Origin of the sequence: Alteribacillus persepolensis (assembly GCF_900099605.1) — a bacterium.
GTDB lineage: Bacteria > Bacillota > Bacilli > Bacillales > Marinococcaceae > Alteribacillus > Alteribacillus persepolensis.
In genome coordinates, this window is record NZ_FNDK01000024.1 from 1 (window position 1) to 15,936 (window position 15,936).

Genomic DNA, 15,936 nt, shown 5'->3' on the forward strand with positions numbered 1-15,936 from the left:
GGGAATGAATTCCCCTTCCCATGCTATACGTAATAAGGGGAATTCTTCTTTGGCAAACGGGGGAAAATTGTCAGTTCAAAGTTATCCAGTCTTTGTTGTTTTGTCTTTTTATAAACAGCTTTCTCGACAACTGATTTGAGGAGGGTGTTTTTCTTTTTTATATCCTCAGTCTGTGGGTATAAGTGAAGGACGTTTTCTACATGAGGAATGATTTGTTCTTGTGCAGCTTCTTGATCCTGAAGAAGTTCCAGCTCTTTTTTATTTTCTTCCATTTGGTTCTCTGTCTCTTTGATGCGTTCCGTAATATGTTGGCTACGTTCCAGAAAAGTTTCTTCATTATATATGTCTCTTTCGAGTAAGTCGAACAGCTTCATTTTTTGTTTGTTTAATTCCTTTAATTCATTTTTTTGCTGCTGAATAGTTTTCTTAATAATATCGGCTTCATCAACTTCGTCAGATTCATGATTTTCCTGAGAGCTCGATACTTCTTCCCAGTTCGCTTTGTATTGATCCAGCCACTTTTGTAGGCCTTCCAATAACCGTGTTTCTACATATTCTAATTTCGAGCTTCTGCATCCACAGTTTTTTCCATTATGACATATGATAAAGACTTTATTGTCAGTATAAGGTCTTCGAACCATACTTTTTCCACAAAACCCACAATAAATTAAACCGGCAAGTGGATTGGTGACTTTACTTCCTATATTGTAGGGGACATGATATCTGCTTTCCAATATGTCCTGTGCTTTTGCGAATAAATCAGGGGAAACAAGAGGTTCATGCTTGCCTTTCACATCAATCCATTCTTCCTTTGGACGAGTTTTGGAGTCTTTTTTCTTACCAGGTGTTGTAGATTTCTTTATATCTTTTCGTTTCCATTGAATACGGCCAGCGTATACAGCGTTTTTGATAATCGCACGAACAACACTAGGCCCCCATTGTTGTCCCCGATAACTGGTAACTCCCATATTGTTCAATCGATTAGATATTTCACCGGTTCCAATTCGTTTTTTGGGATTGTCATCTGTGTACCATTCGAAAATCTTTTTCACGATGGGAGCCTGGTCTGGATGAGGTTCAAGAGTACGTGATTTTCCATCTTTTTTAATGGTGTAACCGTATGGAGGATTCGTTGCAATATAATTCCCTTCTTCAATAGAACGAACACGACCACCTTGCAGCCGGCGGTTGATAATTTTAAGTTCTTTCCTGGACATGAATGTCTCAAACTCTGTGTATTCCTCATCCCATTCATCGGAAAGATCATATGTTTTTCGTGTGGTAATAATTTTTGTATTGGAGTTACGAAAAGCATCCAAAATCAAGCCTTGTTCCTGCATATTCCCACGTCCGAGACGATCAATATCCATAACTAATACAGCATCGTACTCGTTAGCTTCCACTTCTTTAAGCAGTTCCAGCATTTCAGGCCGATGTACCAAGCTTTCACCTGAAACGATTTCCTGACGAATCTTTACTATATTAAGGTTCATCTTCTTAGCTATTTTTAAGAGAGCTCGTTTGTGTTTGCTTAAAGTTTCACCTTCGCCCCGGGCTTCTGCTTCCAGGTCTGCGCGGGATTTTCTAAGGTACATACAAGTTTGCATAGTATCACCTCATTTATAATTATGTATATAAGACCGGTCTCTTGTTTCTATACAACAAAAAAGGAATGTACGTTCGTATGTGGTAAAAAAGAAAAGCCTTTAAATTAAGGCCTATCAGTTAGTAAGTTTGCCATATTTAATTTCGATTTTTTGTAAAGCATCTTGCACCACACTATGTTCTAAAATGCCAATATCTCGCAATCGCTTTAGTGAAAAGCTTAATCTTTCGTGGTACGGTATTGAAACTTCTTCATCTATATAGTCATCTTCTAGCTCATCAATAAGATTCCAATACTTTTGCTTTAGTAAAGTGTAAAAATTGTTTTCAGTAAGTGATTCCAATTCTCTTAAAGTGAATCCAATGATATATCTCTCATTTGATAGTGCTAGTTTTCTCCTTTTCCCTTCAGATAGAGTCCACATTGTTTTTCCGTGACTAAAAGTTTTATATGAAGAAAATATACCTAATTTCGATTTTTTGGATCGTAATAACTCATATAGGTCAGCAACTTCTCTCACGCCAATAGAGTCTTTGTGATTTTTACTTTCAGCAATTATTCTTGTACCAATATTTTCGTGAATAAAAGTCGGTGTTAATCCGTCTATAAATTCAATAAAATGATCAATTTGGTTATCTCCAATATTGTAATTAGGTATGACTTTAGCACTTTCAAAGCGGTCATAAATAAAAGTCATTAATTTCTCGAGTGAATCCCCTTTTTCTTTTCTGGTGCCATATTCTATTGCTTTTTTAACATTGTCAATTAATTCATTAAATAATGGTTTTTCTTCTTCTGAGACAGGAGTCCAAACATTCCAATCCGGAGAACGATCGATGTATTGATTGTAGGAAACGGTGTTGTTTTCCATAATATCACCTACAAAACCTTATCAGGTATAACTTCTGAATTTATTTTTTTGAACGAAACTCTGATATCAGAGGTTTTTAATGAATAATCACACTCTGGGCAAAGATGCCCATTCTTAAGTATGAAATTTTTCAATTCTTTCTTAGTGGAAAATTCAAAACCATGAACCATTTCTCTGTCTTCATTTTCACAAAATATAATAAAGTTCTCTTTTATATAGGGAGATACAAAAGAAAGTTCTATCAGGATAATTTTGATAATTTCTGTATTGATTTTTGTCTTGCGATAAAGATAATGCGGCGAAATATTAGTGCCGGGTTTTAACAATGTCAATTCATCGTCGAGTATACGAAGGCGCGTTGGTGGAAGGTTGAACTCTTTGTTTATAGCTATCAAGTGCTTCAAGAACATCATCCACCACCTCCTTTTTAGTAACTGACGTATTAAATTTCTTTAAAGAATAATATTTATTGGTTTTTAATACTTTATAAGGATGTTCTTTTTTTATTGCATTCTCATTTGTAAAAGTGTAGATAATACCCAGTGACGTGATGTCACCATTATCCCACATTAATTTAACAATATCCGCAGCTTCCGTGCGATTTAAAGCCTTACCTCTAGAGTTGGCTTTAAATTCTGTAACACCTTTATCTGATTGATGTAAAAATACACTAAATGGAGTACCAATGTCAATTCGACCATAAGCAGTAGTTAATTCGCTTTCGAGCAAATTGGATAGCGATCTTTGAATACGTAGTTTATAATCCTTTTTCTTAAATAACGGATCTATTTCCTGTATCGACTTAGTGATTTCTTCGAGCTTGGTTTGATTTACTTCTTCTATTATATTCGTTATTTTTTTATTATTATGATGGAAATATTCTTCGGTTATTTCAAATAAAGCATCCACAACCCATTCTGGATCTTTTAATTCAAAATTCATTTCTGTAATTAATTTGAAGGCGCGTAAATGTATCCATGTTAAGTCATCCCATTCTCGCCTCTTTTTTTCACCAGCAACAGATATCAAATTAACAGTAGGGTGCATAGAAAGAACGATGTGTTTTTTATCATAATCTATTATGAAGTAACTAAGGTATAAGTCGTTTTCTAATTTGAATGAATTAGCACCATCTTCTTTAACTTGTAATTGAGCTGGAGCTGCGAAAGTAAGTATTATTTGACATTTTTGCTGATTCTCTTCAATGCTAACAAGTTTAATCTGATTTAGGTCTTCTTTGTTGATGTTATAAATAGGTGATATTTTGGATCTACAATTCTTCAGCAGTTTGATTTTCTGCTTTTTTTTGAAAAAGTCAGGGTTAGTTGGTTCATAAATAAATATAGAATTATTACCTTCCAAGTGTACATGGGATAGCCAGTGAAGAAAGTCTTTAAAGGGAATTACACCTGTTACCAATGAAGAAAGCACGTTTTGTCGATAATCTTCGAGTCTTTTTCCGGAAGCCACCCCATAATTCACTTTTAACTTGTCTAAGTGATTTGTATCTGTTTTATCCAATAAGAAGGCAATGTTCTTCTGCTGGATATCATTTAATTCATGGTATTCCTTTTTCATGTTTTACCCTCCCTTATGATTATTCGCTCAGGCCACTTCGCGCTATTAATATTTGCACCAAAATTAGAAACTTTTTAAATAAGCGACTTCTTCAGGGACCTCATATTAAGAGCGAGGTGAATAGATAGACGCGCGAAAATATACCTATAAAAAGGTTAAAAAAATCCCTTTTTCAGGTGAGATACTTCTTTTGGAATCCCATAAATCGCGCTAATCTCTTGAATACTCAGACTTGTGTCTTGATACGAATAAATATCTTCGTCTTGTAACAACAATTCCACAGCGAACGTGTTAGCTTCTATTTCAACTTTACCGACAGAAAAAAAGGTGTTGTTTTTTAGGAAAGGAGTGTTCACATCTGGGTGAAGGCAGGCATGACCTAGTTCGTGTGCGCAAACAAACCTTTGCATGCCTTCGTCTAAACAATGGTTAACGTGAATAAAGCGGATCCGTCGTGACGTTTGGAAATAACCGAGAGTAGATCCCAGGTTTTCATAAAGAACCAAAATGTTTTTCTGTGCTGCGATTTCGAAGGGGTCGTTGGTTTGGTATTTTGCAATTAAACGTTGAACGATATCTTTGATCATTTAGCGCCCCACCATAACACATTATTTTATTTGATTCGTTTCATCTCAGCTTCTTGTTCGATAGATCGGCGAGAAAGTAAATCAAGGATGCGTTCATGTTTTTCTTGGTTGGCTTCCATTCTTTTTGTTGTCTCATTTGTTTCCAGGACTGCTTGTTGGACTTGTCTCTGATTTTCTTTTAACTCGGATAGGTCCGTGTTTACTGTTTTTAATTCTGTTTCCATATCTGTGACTTTAGAGTCGATGTTCGTCACTGTTTGAAGAAGCTGCTCCAGTAATTCTCGATCGGTCATTTTAATCACCCTTTCCTTATTTCCGATATTTTTTCGGCGTGAATTTTTGTTTTGCCATACGTTTTGCTAGTCGTAAAGAAGTTTCAAGAGAGTTTATCAGTAATTCTTTATCCTCTTCATCTAAGTCGCTCATATCTTGTCCGTTAAGCGTAGGTTTTCCATTATCGCCATTTAACTCTTTAATACTATTTTGAAACTTATTTTAAATTTCGCGTTCATCTTTCTTGGTTAGTTCTGGAAATTCTGAATTAATGAGGATGTCTTCTTTCATTTTTCCACTCATCGTCGATGCTTCCTACGTAATGCGCTCATGCTCATCTATTTTTTATATTTATTTAAAAGCATTTTTTCTTGGCCCTCATGATATAATTAGATTACCGATGTCAGGAAGTTCAACTTTTGGAAATTCTGGTAATGCAGGTAGTTCAATCTGGGATGCAATTCCTATGGAGTCTTGCATGGATTTCATTATTGAACTATCAACCCCAATGTCAGTTAGTTTCTCTTGCCCTGGTAGCATGGATTGAGTGGTTGAAGCACTCTCTGACAATATCATATTGTTATCGCACGGGTTTTTTATCCCGTGCTTCTTTGTGTTTCCACAAAGTTCAGCATACCTGTTCATCCACATGGGATGCCGGACGCTCGTGGACAGGTTATTGGTCCCCTTACCTCACTGTCTATGCGTTGCACCTTCCAGGGTACGGAGTAGGGGTCCTCTGGCTTGGCTCACGGTTACCTTATCAATAGACTTAGGCTTTCCATGAATTCATCCGGTTTTCACCTAGAAATCACTTTCTAGGGCGGCAATCTATAATACGGTATAATGTTTAATTTTATTTATAAAACGCTTGTTTCTGTTTTAAATTATAATTTATTTAATACTTCAATCAATATCCTCATTCCGATACTTTTTCGGAGTGAACTTTTGTTTTGCCATACGTTTTGCTAGTCGTAAAGAAGTTTCAAGAGAGTTTATCAGTAATTCTTTATCCTCTTCATCCATGTCACTCATATCCCGTCCGTCAAACGATGCATAACCATCTTTGCTGTTTAACCCGTCAATCATTTCTTGCAGCTCTTTTTGGATATCGCGCTCGTCTTTATCGGTAAGCTCAGGGAGTTTTGCATTCCAGTCGGATTGGTTTTTGTCGGTTCTACCTAACAGGTAATCCGTAGACACATCAAAAAAATCTGCTATCTTTTGCAGGGTTTCATAATCAGGGTTTCTTGTGCCTCTCTCATATGCTGTATAAGCGGGTCTGGTAATTCCTAAAATATCAGCCATGTCCTGTTGTGTTTTTTTATTATTTTTCCTTAGTTTAACGAGTTGTTCCTTTAACAATCGGAAACACCACCCTCCAATACCACTTATTTTACTGTAACAAATAGTTACTTTAAACTATTTGTAACAAAAGGAAACTTTTTTAAAATAACCTCTTGACTATGTAACGAAACGATACTAAAATTAATGTAACGAAACGATACAGGAGGTGAGGGAATGAGGGACTGGCTGAAGGAAATAAGACGACAAAGAGGTTACACTCAAGAGAAAGTTGCCGAATTATCAAATATCCAAAGAGCTTACTATACAATGATTGAGTCTGGAAACAGGAATCCGAGTGTTTCTGCAGCAAAGGCAATAGGTAGTGCTCTTGGTTTTGATTGGACTATTTTTTTTGAAAATAAACGTAACGAAACGAAACAAAATACCACATCAGCATCTTGAGGAGGTGAAATGGATGAATTTGCATTGCAGTGACTATAAGCAAGTGAACCTTTTATTAAAAGAGGGATGGAGCCTTGTGGACGTAAGAAACTCCACCCCAAGTGGTTATGGATTTGTGTATGTGCTTAAGAAATTAAAAAATACCATCTTCATCTAAAGCTTTGTTTTTGGTTTCATCACGTAACTGATTAAGAACAGCTTTTGTCTTGGGGTATCCCAAAGAATACGAGTGGTAGTCGTAACCAGGGACTTCTCCTTTGACAAAACCAGTTGATAAGAGAACCCAACCTTCATCAAGATAATGGGTTGCTTCTTTTCCTGATGAAACTTCAACGATTTTTTCTATTTTTAAATCTTCCATAATGTACACCTCCTTTCTAGTACGAGTTTACTAGAAAAGGGAGAAAAAGCCACATCAGCATCTTGAGGAGGCGAGCTGAATGAACAACGACAAAAAAGAACTTTCAATTTTAATGGAAAACTCTCCTGATGCCATAAAAGCTATAGAAAAAGTCATTGAAGAACACAAAAACATCGATACGGTTATTGTTGAGCCGGATAGCTGGACTGGAAAGGAGTTATTAATTCAATCAAAAAGGCTGATCGACCTATGCCATGAAGTTCGTGAGATGAAGATGTCGATCAACCGATTAAATGAAAAAATCAACAGCCTAACCAGTGATACTGAATATAGGAGGACGGATAATGGGTAAAAATTGTGATTTCACTCTCACTGTTACAAACGGCCATTTAGAGCGATTCCAACGAACCATCAATCACTCCAAGGAAATTTTCGAATTTGCCGAAGAAAAAGGTTGGAGTAAAGAAGAGCTTTTTGAGGCTCTGAGTCTCCTTTACTCCATGTCAGGTACTACTTGAATTTGTTTTTAAGTTCTTTAATTTCATTTTCCATTTTTTTGATAGACTCATTGTTTTCTAAAGCAATGTTCCCATCACAGTGAGGGCAAGTCACTGTTTGGTTTTTTTGAAACAATTTGTTTCCATCAACCTTAATTGTTTGTTCACATTCAGGGTTTACACAAGTTATATCAACTGTTTGTCCCTTGAACAATTTACTAACGTCCATGTTCACACCTCCTTTCTAGTACTAGTTTACTAGAAAAGGAAGGAAAAACCATATCAGCATCTTAAAGGAGGAGCTTCATCATGAATAACCTCGATGAAAAGCTTTTTAGAGCAGAGTTGAAATGTATGGTTCTTAGAATTGCAAATGAACTCTGTACCGATCCTTTATACACAAAAGAAAATGCTGCACAAGAATTAATGGAAATGCTTACTTTCCTCTGTCTGGATTAAAACCACATCAATATCACGATGGTTTGTATCCATTTGATACGTATTGTCGGCCTTTTGGGGTTAGCCCATACAATCTCGTTTTGTTGTTGGGGTGAGTCGCTAATAAACCATCATCAGCAAGATTTATTAGGTGGAAAAGAACATCCTTTGTATGAAGCTCTGGCAAATATATGTGAGCCATTTCTTCTCCGTCAAAACTTAATAAATCATCTGAAACATCATTTATCAAAAGAAGCAGTTCTCTTTTTAATGCTTGATCAACAGCCATTAAATCAACTCCTTTTATTAAAGGTAGAAAAAACATATTAAGAAGGAGGGCAGTCCATATGATTGACGCGCATAAAATGTCACGAGGTGATGTACCGATGACTGACAATCATGAAGATATGTCTATGGAATACACCAGCGGTAACACCAAAGTGCGTATCGTAGATCCAGGTGAAGTACCAAAGGAAAAAGTGGACCGAATTTTAAAGGAAGCCCACCAAATCGGCTGGTCCATATGGTGCGATCTTTCTCCAGAGAAACAGAAAGAACTCAACGAGAAATACGCAAAGCGGGCTGATTAAAGCCTGCGTTGATGGACGAGTTGTGCCGCATTTATTTAATCTAATTTCATTTTATATCCAATAACGGCAATGGTTCCATGTACATCCTGCATATGCATCACGTGCATATTTGAAGGAGGTGAATAACGTGGAGTACGGAGCGATTTTGAAAGCATGTAGAAAACGCGCTGGAATGACGCAAGAAGAACTAGCGGAAAGATTACACATGGGGCAGTCCGATATATCTCGGTATGAGTCGGACAAGCAAGAGCCAACCATTTCCCTCTTTAAAGCATGGACAGAAAATACACAGTCACCAGAAGTGATGGCTGCCTTTCTCTTAGGGATAGATGGAGTTACCATGATGCAGCAAATCATGATGACATTTGGAAGTGCAATAGGAATGATTTTAATGGGGGCTTAACATGTTTAAAAACATAACTAGATTAGAGTGGAGTATCCTTATTACGTTTATTGCAGTGTTTTTAATAGCTCTTAGAGTGGCAGAAATTAACCTGTGAGGTGCTAAGTATGGAGGAAATAAAAATAAAAAATGCCTGCTGCGGCAACAGCAAGCACTTTTAGGAACCGTTATTAGCTACATTGTAGCACTTAGGTTGGTATGTGGCAAGTCAGCTTTGCGGTGCTGCTTGCCGCCGGGTCTATGACTGGACATACATCCCCTCGATGGTTTATCCCCCCTCCGTAGTCATGGGCCCGGCGGTGTGCTGGCACCAGAAAGGGGTGAAACAGTGAGACTTGATCCTGAGCTGAAGTATTACATTGTGCAGCATATTGAAGCACTGGGACATGCGGAGGCAGTAAAGGTACTGTCCAAACGATTAGGTATCGAAAAAGATATCATTCGCTGGGTGTATCAGGATGAAAAAGGGAGGAAAAAGGCAGGGTAGCGCAGTTATCGGTGATGGCATTCGAAAATACACAACGAAAGCGGGGGGAGATTATGACACCGACAAAAGACATTGTTTTTTACATCGTCAACCATTTGGATACGTTGGGGATGGAAAAAGGAGTAGAACAAGTTTCACATCGACTAGCTTTTGATCGGGACTACGTTTTAGAAATTTATTTCAACGAAAAAAGAAAGGCCCATCAGATGGCGGTCTGATGAGCAAGGGGGTTCGCACTAAAAGTATCACTGCTTTTATTGTATGCGAATTCCCTACAAAAATGCAAGAGCTGGAGTTTTGATGTAATGATTCGTTACAGGATACCAATCCCCAGCATCTATGTTGGACTGACAAAAGGAAGCACAAACCGGGGACGGTTATTTAGAAAGTATGTCCAAGGTTATCTAAAAAGAACCTATCCTGATATGAAATTAATCAAAACGGAAGGGATGTGTGCAGTTTGTGAGAGGAGGGGATGAATTTGAAGCATGACATAACGGTCATTGATTGGAGAAACCTCGGTGGTGAGCATCGTTGAACTATATTAAGGAAATTAATGCTTTTTATGATTGGCTCGAACTAAATGAGTTGTCCAAATCAGCAGTATTATTATGGCATGCGCTTATGCACCTTAATAACAAGTCTGGTTGGCAGCAAACATTTACGGTAGCCAGATCAGTAATAGAAGCAAAAACAGGATTGAAGAAAGATGCTTACTATAAAGCAAGGAATCAGCTTAAACAAGCTGGACTAATTGATTTTAAAGAAAGGGGAACAAAAGCAACAGCATTTGAACTTATTCCCTTTTCGTCTGTTAAACAGACAAGTACCCAGACAACAACAGAGACAACAGAACAGACAAGTACCCAGACAACAACCGCGACCGTTACTAAACAAAACGAAACAAAACAAAAGAGAGAGGGAGAGGGCGCGCGTGAGGAAAATCCTTTTGATGTATTTCAAGAGAACTTTGGCATGGCAAGGCCAGCCATTCTCCAATCAATTGGGATGTGGTGTGATGATCTAAGCCCGGGTTTGGTTAGTAGCGCAATTAAATTTGCAGCTAAAAAGGGATGGCGTTCTTTTGCGTCCATCGAAAGCATTTTAAACGAGTGGGAAGAACAAGGGATTGATGATGTACAACAGGCGAGAAGATATGAAAAAGGCAAGATGCGTAGAAACAACAATACCATTCCTTTCCCGCGTGAAAAACAAGGGAAATCTATCTTTGATGAGTTGCGAGAGGAGGGCTCCAATGAAGTATGAACAGGCTGTTGATGTACTAGAAACGATTAAGGAAATTTATCCCAAATTCGAGATTACAAAACGGAAGGCTGAAATACTAATACCTGCTTTGAAAAAAATGGATTATGACGGTGTTATAAAAAACTTATCGTCCTACGCTGCTGAAAAACCTTTCCCCCCAACTATCGCAGAAATTGCATCATATCCCAAAACAAGAAATGAAGAATGGGAGAAAGTCAAAGAATTCCGTAAGAACGGAGAAAAAGTCAACCCAGAGAAAAAGAAGAAATTTCGGCAGTATTGGAACAACCTTCTGGAAAAGGTGAAAGCGGATGACGAGACTTGAAAACGCGGAAGCAGAACAAGCGGTACTGGGTGCCATTCTTCTGGAGCCGGATCTTATTCAAGAATGCACTTTGCAAGCGAAACATGTCATTCATCCGAAACATAAAGCAATCTTAAAAGCTATGAAAACGGCACAACAGAAGGATGAGCCACCAGACATGGTAACCGTATTCAGCTATTTGAGGGATGCAGCAAGTGAAGTTGGTGGCATAAGTTACCTCTCCGATTTGGCAGGCTCTGTAGCTTCTGTTCATTCGTTTCAACATCATCAGCGTCTTGTGTTTGAGGCGTATAAGCTACGACAAGCAAGAGAACAAGCATTAGCTTTTACAGAGAATGCAACAGAAGAAAACATGCTGGAACTGCAAGAAAAGTTGTCTCAGCTAAGTGAAGTCGGTCAGATTAACGAAGAAAGAACCGTAAGAGACTGGCTTTCCGAGATTGCTATGGATATGACGATGTCAGAAGACGAATCTGGTGCAGCAGGTGGCTATGAAACAGGATTGAGTGAGTTTGACTATATGACAGGCGGACTACAGCCAGAAGATTTAATTATTGTTGCTGCAAGACCTTCCATGGGGAAGACAGCATTTGCACTTAATCTTGCAGGAGGGCACTGTAAAAATGGCGGTTCCTCTCATGTGTTTTCACTGGAAATGGGAGCAAAAAGCTTACTTCATCGAATCTTATCTGCAGAAGGTAGCATTGATCTCACGAAATGGAAACAGCCCTTTCAAATGTTTGATGATGATGATTACGACAAGGCAACGTCTGCCTCTGGAAAGGTTTATGACTGGAACCTCTCGATCTATGAGACAAAGCGCATGGTCAGTGATATTCGAGCAACTGTGAAGAAGAAAGTAAATGAGTATCCAGACGACAATCATCTGGTTGTCATCGATTATCTGCAACTTATGAGTGCCAGCAGGCGTTACGAAAATCGAGTTTTGGAAATTGGTGAAATCACAAGGGACTTGAAGATGATGGCACGTGAGTTAAAAGTGCCGGTTGTACTTCTTTCTCAGCTGTCTAGGGGCGTTGAATCTCGACAAGATAAACGACCGATGATGTCAGACCTTCGAGAGTCAGGAAACATCGAGCAGGACGCTGATATTGTCTCGTTTTTGTACCGGGAAGATTACTACGATGCAGAAGCTGAAAATCAGAACATCACAGAAATCATTATTCGTAAGCAAAGGAACGGTCCAACAGGCACTGCTGAAATGGCATTTATCAAGGAATATCAAAAATTTGTGAATCTTGACCGCAGACATGAGGAGGTAGGCATATGACGGCTGAACAAATCTGTCAAGCTTTGAAAGAACATTACCAACAAAACGGTGAAATCATGTCTCAAGTTGAATTTATGCAGAAATGTACAAGTTATGACTATCACGAACTGGTGAATGGAATTAAGCTCTTTGATCAGTATTTAGATTCTATTTCCCCAATTACCATGATAAGAGGTAAATAGCAACACGGTAAGACTGAAACCACTGGAATGTAAAGAAAATAATGGAAGAGGGTGTAGCGAATGGAACTACGTCGGCAAGTATTGCTGCAGGAACTACAAAAACAAAGCTTTTATGTAGCTCATGACGGACGATTACTCCGTGAATTGTCTCTAGAGGAACTGGAAACGGAGAGAGTGCGACTTCCAGAGATCATGGAGGCGAAAGCTTAATGCCGGCAAAAAAGAAATACGTCCTCTTGTACTGTTCTGATTGTAGAGAAGAAACACTTGTTGCTGCCAAAAAGCACATCAGGAAATATTTCTGTGCGTTATGTGGTGAAAATGTAGCTTTGGAAGTGGCAGATAAATTATGGATAGACAAGCTTTATTACAAAAAGAAGCATTGGACAGAAGATGAAGATACGGCGCTTATTTATGGATTTCAAAAAGGGTGCTCTTTTCGAGAAATTGCTGACGGTCTTATGTATCGAAGTCCTCAAGCTGTTAGGAGAAGAGTGCAGCAGTTACAAAGCAAGGGGGTCTTGTCATGAATAAGGATTACTGGCAAGGCTGGCACGATGCTCGTCGCCAAGTGATTCATGATTTTTGCGAGCGGTTCAATGAAATAAAACATCACCCTGGTATCGGAGAGAAAACCGTCTCAAAAGTAGCGGAAGCGTTAGACATTAAAAAGCATATGGAGGGAAACGGTGATTGATCAACAGCTGAAAGCCCAGAAACAAACCATTGCGAAGCTGGAAAATCGTTATTTAAAAAACGAAGCGGGCAGCGCTTATATCGTTAACGAAGATTTAGACCACAGTTTCACTAAGGATGAGGATAAACGGTTCGATGAGTATTGGAAACAAGGATACTCTCTGGTGAGGATTGCGGAAATGTTCAAGAGAGATCCTGATGAAGTTTTCTTGCTTATGTTTGATCGGGCTAGAAAGCACAACGGCAAACTGAAAATTACATGGAACCAGATTTGGAGTGATGTGGGGTGAACGAATGAGAAAAACGTGGATGGAGCGGCACAGTATTGAGAGGTTAGCAAACTATCAGCTTCAGAAGATGATTCAGAAAGGCAAGAACGTGGACATGTGCAAGAAAGAATGGAAACGAAGATGGGGCATGGAGTATCCGTACTATAAAAATATTGCTGGTGTTTATAACTGTGAAACTGGAATGGGGGCAAGGCATGAGCACAGCGACGTACAAGGCGGAAAAGCGGTGGATGGTTCAACTTGATATCATCGAGAGTTTACATTATTTCAACATCATGAATGCCTATTGGATAACGAATCAAAATGAGCCTGAATATTGTTATGTGAGAGCATTTGTACCTTTTAACGCTCATGCTCCTTTTGAAAGCTACTCACCAAGAAAAGGAGAAACAAAAGAATTAGTTTTTCACACATGGGCGTGTCATCGTGACGCTATTATGAGGGCTAAAAATATTGACATAGACGAAGCGGCCAAAGAGCTCTCCCATGCTCGTGATCAAGAAAAGGCTGTTCTTATGAAAGTATACAAAGAAGAAGCGGATGAATTTGCCTGCACAAAGGTGGATGAGTATTTAAAAGTGGAGGTGAGCACTTGAAAGTACACCAAGGCAATAGAGGGAAAGGCTTTGAAGAGGTTTTGAATACTGCCAACTTTCAGTATAAAAACAGAGGTATTGCTCTTATAAACAAACGACCGACACCTATAAAGGTGCTGAAAACAAAAGGAGTGCACATTCTAAAAGCTGTTTGGGAATCGAAGAGCACAGTGGATTATGACGGTATTTGGAAAGGGCGCTCCATTCAATTTGAAGCGAAGACAACAAACAAGAAACGGTTTGATTTGGACATGCTGACACCAGGACAGATTTCCTTTCTCGACCAAGCGGAGAAACAAGGGGCTATAAGCTTTGTGCTTGTTGAAATTAGACCGATTCAGAGCGTATTTCTTATTCCGAATAATATGGTTCAGAAATACACTCGAAACGCTCAGAAAGGCGGACGAAAATCCATCCCTCTTGATGAGTTAGAAGTGTATGCGGATGTGGTTCAGCAAAACAGAGGCATTGTATTAGATTATTTGGCTGTGGTGGACAAGCATATCAAAGCACTCTCAGGGTGAGGTGAGAGCATGGTGAAAAAATTTGATGATAACACGCCAGTCATTATATTGGAGAACGGAAACAAGGGAACGGTAATAAACACTGTCAATGGACGGGTGCTCGTTGAGTCAGGGCGAAAAGGGCACATGAAGCACTACAAGGAGAGCGAACTAAAACATGATGTGGATACTATATTACGACAAATCCACGCCAGACAAGGGAAGCTGCTAGGTCAAGAAAAGGAAGAACAATGAGCTGTGGGGAAGCACTGGTAATGATGGCAGTGCTGGCATTGATCACATGGGCTGCTGATAAGTGAATAGCAGACCGATGATGTGAAATAAAAAGGAGGAAATTAACGTGAATTTTTGGGCAATAGGTTTTTTATATCAAGAAGATGTTTGGTACGACTTAGAAAAGAAAGAAGACAGCTTGGACTTGCGTTCAACGTGCTTTTTACCAACGCAGGAAATGGCTCAACAAATTATTGACGATGAGTTAAGTATTCAATATGTGCCTGTAAAAATTGAAATTGAATCTATGAATAAAGGTGTTTGGTCATGGAGTAGAGGGACCGTTTCACATTGGGATTAACACACATTCCGACGAAAAACCAAAAAATCGAAAGGATGAGGAAGATGAATCAAATTGACTGGCAGAAACATGTGGTGCGTGAGGAGCTTTCCAGTGATGTGAAGGAACGGAAAATGACTCCAGAAGAAATAGCTTGGATGGAGCAGATCCAGGAGCAACGAAAGTTTAGACGGGGACCCAGAAGAAAAGTAAATCCTACTTGGCCAAAACAAAGAAAGGAGAACAAACATGCCAACGTGTAAAGGGTGTGGAGCTTCCATTCAATGGATTAAGACGCCGAAAGGAAAAGCGATGCCGGCCGATACACAAGAGCAAACAGTTGTCACGAAGCATGGAGATGTGGTGAAAGGTTTCACTCCGCATTGGGCGACTTGTTCACAAGCACGTACATTTAAGAAGTAAAAAAGCCGCCCCTCTCAAGGCGACTCATACAGGCCGTGATACGAGTATACCACAGGGAGGGGTCATGGTGAAAATCCCAGTAAACATAGGTACGAATAAAGCTGAAATCGACTTGAATGAGAATGCTGTTTATAGAATTCGTGACGGTAATATCGAAAAAGTGGACACTCCTGGAGAAGGATTCGGAAAACAAATCATCACTTGGCAAAACGGTAAACCATCTCATTATGAAATTACGTATACAAAAAAATAAACGCTACTGGAACAACCAGGGCACTAATGGATGACAGCTGAAGCTGTGTCTGTTAGTGCCCTTTTTCATAGCAAGGAACCCAAATGCAACCAATCTA

The 15,936-nt window shown here is 38.9% G+C and carries 35 protein-coding genes; 25 read left to right on the forward strand and 10 right to left on the reverse strand.

The annotated features are described in order from the left end of the window. Window positions 1-23 precede the first annotated feature (23 nt). The 7 genes from BLT18_RS14800 to BLT18_RS14840 all read right to left on the reverse strand — a co-directional run bounded on the left by BLT18_RS14800 (window position 24) and on the right by BLT18_RS14840 (window position 6,280). Entirely contained in the window at window positions 24-1,607 is a 1,584-nt protein-coding gene (locus BLT18_RS14800) for a recombinase family protein (protein WP_091275688.1), read from the reverse strand. A gap of 114 nt (window positions 1,608-1,721) precedes the next feature. Then, the gene (locus BLT18_RS14805; protein WP_091275691.1) at window positions 1,722-2,477 is read right to left on the reverse strand and encodes a hypothetical protein; all 756 of its coding nucleotides are present in this window, start codon (window positions 2,475-2,477) and stop codon (window positions 1,722-1,724) included. A gap of 8 nt (window positions 2,478-2,485) precedes the next feature. Continuing rightward, window positions 2,486-2,890 (reverse strand): hypothetical protein, encoded by a 405-nt coding sequence (locus BLT18_RS14810; protein WP_139184750.1) that lies wholly within the window; start codon window positions 2,888-2,890, stop codon window positions 2,486-2,488. Further along, the gene (locus BLT18_RS14815) at window positions 2,811-4,055 is read right to left on the reverse strand and encodes a hypothetical protein (protein WP_091275696.1); all 1,245 of its coding nucleotides are present in this window, start codon (window positions 4,053-4,055) and stop codon (window positions 2,811-2,813) included. Before BLT18_RS14815 ends, BLT18_RS14810 begins: the two co-directional genes overlap by 80 nt. A 155-nt stretch (window positions 4,056-4,210) precedes the next feature. Beyond that, on the reverse strand, window positions 4,211-4,642 hold the full coding sequence (locus tag BLT18_RS14820; RefSeq protein ID WP_091275697.1) for an ImmA/IrrE family metallo-endopeptidase: 432 nt from the start codon (window positions 4,640-4,642) through the stop codon (window positions 4,211-4,213). A gap of 26 nt (window positions 4,643-4,668) precedes the next feature. After that, complete coding sequence (locus BLT18_RS14825) at window positions 4,669-4,935, reverse strand: hypothetical protein (RefSeq protein ID WP_091275700.1); 267 nt, start codon at window positions 4,933-4,935, stop codon at window positions 4,669-4,671. An 886-nt stretch (window positions 4,936-5,821) separates the two neighbouring features. After that, a complete protein-coding gene (locus BLT18_RS14840) occupies window positions 5,822-6,280 on the reverse strand; it encodes a helix-turn-helix domain-containing protein (RefSeq protein ID WP_091275706.1) in 459 nt (152 codons plus the stop codon). 156 nt (window positions 6,281-6,436) lie between these two features. On the opposite strand from BLT18_RS14840, the gene BLT18_RS14845 reads away from it, so the two are divergent. Next, window positions 6,437-6,664, forward strand: coding sequence for a helix-turn-helix transcriptional regulator (locus BLT18_RS14845; protein ID WP_091275709.1), 228 nt, complete (start codon window positions 6,437-6,439; stop codon window positions 6,662-6,664). 13 nt (window positions 6,665-6,677) lie between these two features. Further along, the gene (locus BLT18_RS18370) at window positions 6,678-6,821 is read left to right on the forward strand and encodes a hypothetical protein (protein WP_175487550.1); all 144 of its coding nucleotides are present in this window, start codon (window positions 6,678-6,680) and stop codon (window positions 6,819-6,821) included. Here the strand turns inward: BLT18_RS18370 and BLT18_RS14850 are convergent. After that, complete coding sequence (locus BLT18_RS14850) at window positions 6,798-7,025, reverse strand: hypothetical protein (RefSeq protein ID WP_091275712.1); 228 nt, start codon at window positions 7,023-7,025, stop codon at window positions 6,798-6,800. The genes BLT18_RS18370 and BLT18_RS14850 overlap by 24 nt on opposite strands. A 79-nt stretch (window positions 7,026-7,104) precedes the next feature. Here BLT18_RS14850 and BLT18_RS14855 point away from each other — a divergent pair, with 79 nt between their 5' ends. Then, the gene (locus BLT18_RS14855) at window positions 7,105-7,377 is read left to right on the forward strand and encodes a hypothetical protein (protein WP_091275715.1); all 273 of its coding nucleotides are present in this window, start codon (window positions 7,105-7,107) and stop codon (window positions 7,375-7,377) included. Beyond that, window positions 7,370-7,543: a hypothetical protein gene (locus BLT18_RS18375; RefSeq protein ID WP_175487551.1), complete on the forward strand. Its 174-nt coding sequence runs from the start codon at window positions 7,370-7,372 to the stop codon at window positions 7,541-7,543. The genes BLT18_RS14855 and BLT18_RS18375 overlap by 8 nt, the downstream gene beginning before the upstream one ends. On the opposite strand, the gene BLT18_RS14860 is transcribed toward BLT18_RS18375, so the two are convergent. After that, on the reverse strand, window positions 7,536-7,751 hold the full coding sequence (locus BLT18_RS14860; RefSeq protein WP_091275717.1) for a hypothetical protein: 216 nt from the start codon (window positions 7,749-7,751) through the stop codon (window positions 7,536-7,538). The genes BLT18_RS18375 and BLT18_RS14860 overlap by 8 nt on opposite strands. A gap of 80 nt (window positions 7,752-7,831) precedes the next feature. Between BLT18_RS14860 and BLT18_RS18380 the strand changes: the two genes are divergently transcribed. Beyond that, window positions 7,832-7,981 (forward strand): hypothetical protein, encoded by a 150-nt coding sequence (locus BLT18_RS18380; RefSeq protein ID WP_175487552.1) that lies wholly within the window; start codon window positions 7,832-7,834, stop codon window positions 7,979-7,981. Window positions 7,982-7,994: 13 nt separating this feature from the next. Here the strand turns inward: BLT18_RS18380 and BLT18_RS14865 are convergent, their stop codons facing one another. Then, a complete protein-coding gene (locus BLT18_RS14865) occupies window positions 7,995-8,249 on the reverse strand; it encodes a helix-turn-helix domain-containing protein (RefSeq protein WP_091275720.1) in 255 nt (84 codons plus the stop codon). Between the two features lie 58 nt (window positions 8,250-8,307). Between BLT18_RS14865 and BLT18_RS14870 the strand changes: the two genes are divergently transcribed. From BLT18_RS14870 to BLT18_RS14945, 20 genes are all read left to right on the forward strand, one after another. Then, a complete protein-coding gene (locus BLT18_RS14870) occupies window positions 8,308-8,550 on the forward strand; it encodes a hypothetical protein (RefSeq protein WP_091275721.1) in 243 nt (80 codons plus the stop codon). A 127-nt stretch (window positions 8,551-8,677) separates the two neighbouring features. Then, window positions 8,678-8,953 (forward strand): helix-turn-helix domain-containing protein, encoded by a 276-nt coding sequence (locus BLT18_RS14875; protein WP_091275724.1) that lies wholly within the window; start codon window positions 8,678-8,680, stop codon window positions 8,951-8,953. A 328-nt stretch (window positions 8,954-9,281) separates the two neighbouring features. Continuing rightward, window positions 9,282-9,440 carry a hypothetical protein gene (locus BLT18_RS18385; protein ID WP_175487553.1) on the forward strand — a complete coding sequence of 53 codons (159 nt, stop codon included), beginning with the start codon at window positions 9,282-9,284 and terminating at the stop codon, window positions 9,438-9,440. Window positions 9,441-9,493: 53 nt separating this feature from the next. Beyond that, a complete protein-coding gene (locus BLT18_RS18390; RefSeq protein ID WP_175487554.1) occupies window positions 9,494-9,658 on the forward strand; it encodes a hypothetical protein in 165 nt (54 codons plus the stop codon). Window positions 9,659-9,974: 316 nt separating this feature from the next. After that, window positions 9,975-10,706: a DnaD domain-containing protein gene (locus tag BLT18_RS14885; RefSeq protein ID WP_091275729.1), complete on the forward strand. Its 732-nt coding sequence runs from the start codon at window positions 9,975-9,977 to the stop codon at window positions 10,704-10,706. Then, window positions 10,696-11,031: a hypothetical protein gene (locus BLT18_RS14890; protein WP_175487555.1), complete on the forward strand. Its 336-nt coding sequence runs from the start codon at window positions 10,696-10,698 to the stop codon at window positions 11,029-11,031. Before BLT18_RS14885 ends, BLT18_RS14890 begins: the two co-directional genes overlap by 11 nt. Next, window positions 11,018-12,322: a replicative DNA helicase gene (gene dnaB / locus BLT18_RS14895; protein ID WP_091275734.1), complete on the forward strand. Its 1,305-nt coding sequence runs from the start codon at window positions 11,018-11,020 to the stop codon at window positions 12,320-12,322. Before BLT18_RS14890 ends, dnaB begins: the two co-directional genes overlap by 14 nt. Beyond that, on the forward strand, window positions 12,319-12,504 hold the full coding sequence (locus BLT18_RS14900; RefSeq protein ID WP_091275736.1) for a hypothetical protein: 186 nt from the start codon (window positions 12,319-12,321) through the stop codon (window positions 12,502-12,504). The genes dnaB and BLT18_RS14900 overlap by 4 nt, the downstream gene beginning before the upstream one ends. Window positions 12,505-12,564: 60 nt before the next feature. Further along, window positions 12,565-12,714 (forward strand): hypothetical protein, encoded by a 150-nt coding sequence (locus BLT18_RS18395; RefSeq protein WP_175487556.1) that lies wholly within the window; start codon window positions 12,565-12,567, stop codon window positions 12,712-12,714. Next, window positions 12,714-13,034: an SANT/Myb-like DNA-binding domain-containing protein gene (locus BLT18_RS14905; RefSeq protein WP_091275739.1), complete on the forward strand. Its 321-nt coding sequence runs from the start codon at window positions 12,714-12,716 to the stop codon at window positions 13,032-13,034. The genes BLT18_RS18395 and BLT18_RS14905 overlap by 1 nt, the downstream gene beginning before the upstream one ends. Continuing rightward, window positions 13,031-13,201: a hypothetical protein gene (locus tag BLT18_RS18400; RefSeq protein WP_175487557.1), complete on the forward strand. Its 171-nt coding sequence runs from the start codon at window positions 13,031-13,033 to the stop codon at window positions 13,199-13,201. The genes BLT18_RS14905 and BLT18_RS18400 overlap by 4 nt, the downstream gene beginning before the upstream one ends. Further along, a complete protein-coding gene (locus tag BLT18_RS14910; protein WP_091275741.1) occupies window positions 13,194-13,490 on the forward strand; it encodes a hypothetical protein in 297 nt (98 codons plus the stop codon). Before BLT18_RS18400 ends, BLT18_RS14910 begins: the two co-directional genes overlap by 8 nt. Before the next feature lie 4 nt (window positions 13,491-13,494). After that, window positions 13,495-13,734, forward strand: coding sequence for a hypothetical protein (locus BLT18_RS14915; protein ID WP_091275743.1), 240 nt, complete (start codon window positions 13,495-13,497; stop codon window positions 13,732-13,734). Beyond that, window positions 13,685-14,086 carry a hypothetical protein gene (locus tag BLT18_RS14920; RefSeq protein ID WP_139184752.1) on the forward strand — a complete coding sequence of 134 codons (402 nt, stop codon included), beginning with the start codon at window positions 13,685-13,687 and terminating at the stop codon, window positions 14,084-14,086. Before BLT18_RS14915 ends, BLT18_RS14920 begins: the two co-directional genes overlap by 50 nt. After that, on the forward strand, window positions 14,083-14,610 hold the full coding sequence (locus BLT18_RS14925) for a Holliday junction resolvase RecU (protein ID WP_091275749.1): 528 nt from the start codon (window positions 14,083-14,085) through the stop codon (window positions 14,608-14,610). Before BLT18_RS14920 ends, BLT18_RS14925 begins: the two co-directional genes overlap by 4 nt. A 9-nt stretch (window positions 14,611-14,619) precedes the next feature. Further along, entirely contained in the window at window positions 14,620-14,844 is a 225-nt protein-coding gene (locus BLT18_RS14930; protein ID WP_091275752.1) for a hypothetical protein, read from the forward strand. 106 nt (window positions 14,845-14,950) lie between these two features. After that, entirely contained in the window at window positions 14,951-15,184 is a 234-nt protein-coding gene (locus tag BLT18_RS14935; protein WP_091275756.1) for a hypothetical protein, read from the forward strand. 44 nt (window positions 15,185-15,228) lie between these two features. Beyond that, complete coding sequence (locus tag BLT18_RS14940) at window positions 15,229-15,426, forward strand: hypothetical protein (RefSeq protein WP_091275759.1); 198 nt, start codon at window positions 15,229-15,231, stop codon at window positions 15,424-15,426. Continuing rightward, window positions 15,413-15,586 (forward strand): hypothetical protein, encoded by a 174-nt coding sequence (locus BLT18_RS18405; RefSeq protein WP_175487558.1) that lies wholly within the window; start codon window positions 15,413-15,415, stop codon window positions 15,584-15,586. The genes BLT18_RS14940 and BLT18_RS18405 overlap by 14 nt, the downstream gene beginning before the upstream one ends. A gap of 67 nt (window positions 15,587-15,653) precedes the next feature. Further along, window positions 15,654-15,839 carry a DUF3954 domain-containing protein gene (locus BLT18_RS14945; RefSeq protein ID WP_245705281.1) on the forward strand — a complete coding sequence of 62 codons (186 nt, stop codon included), beginning with the start codon at window positions 15,654-15,656 and terminating at the stop codon, window positions 15,837-15,839. Window positions 15,840-15,936: the final 97 nt, after the last annotated feature.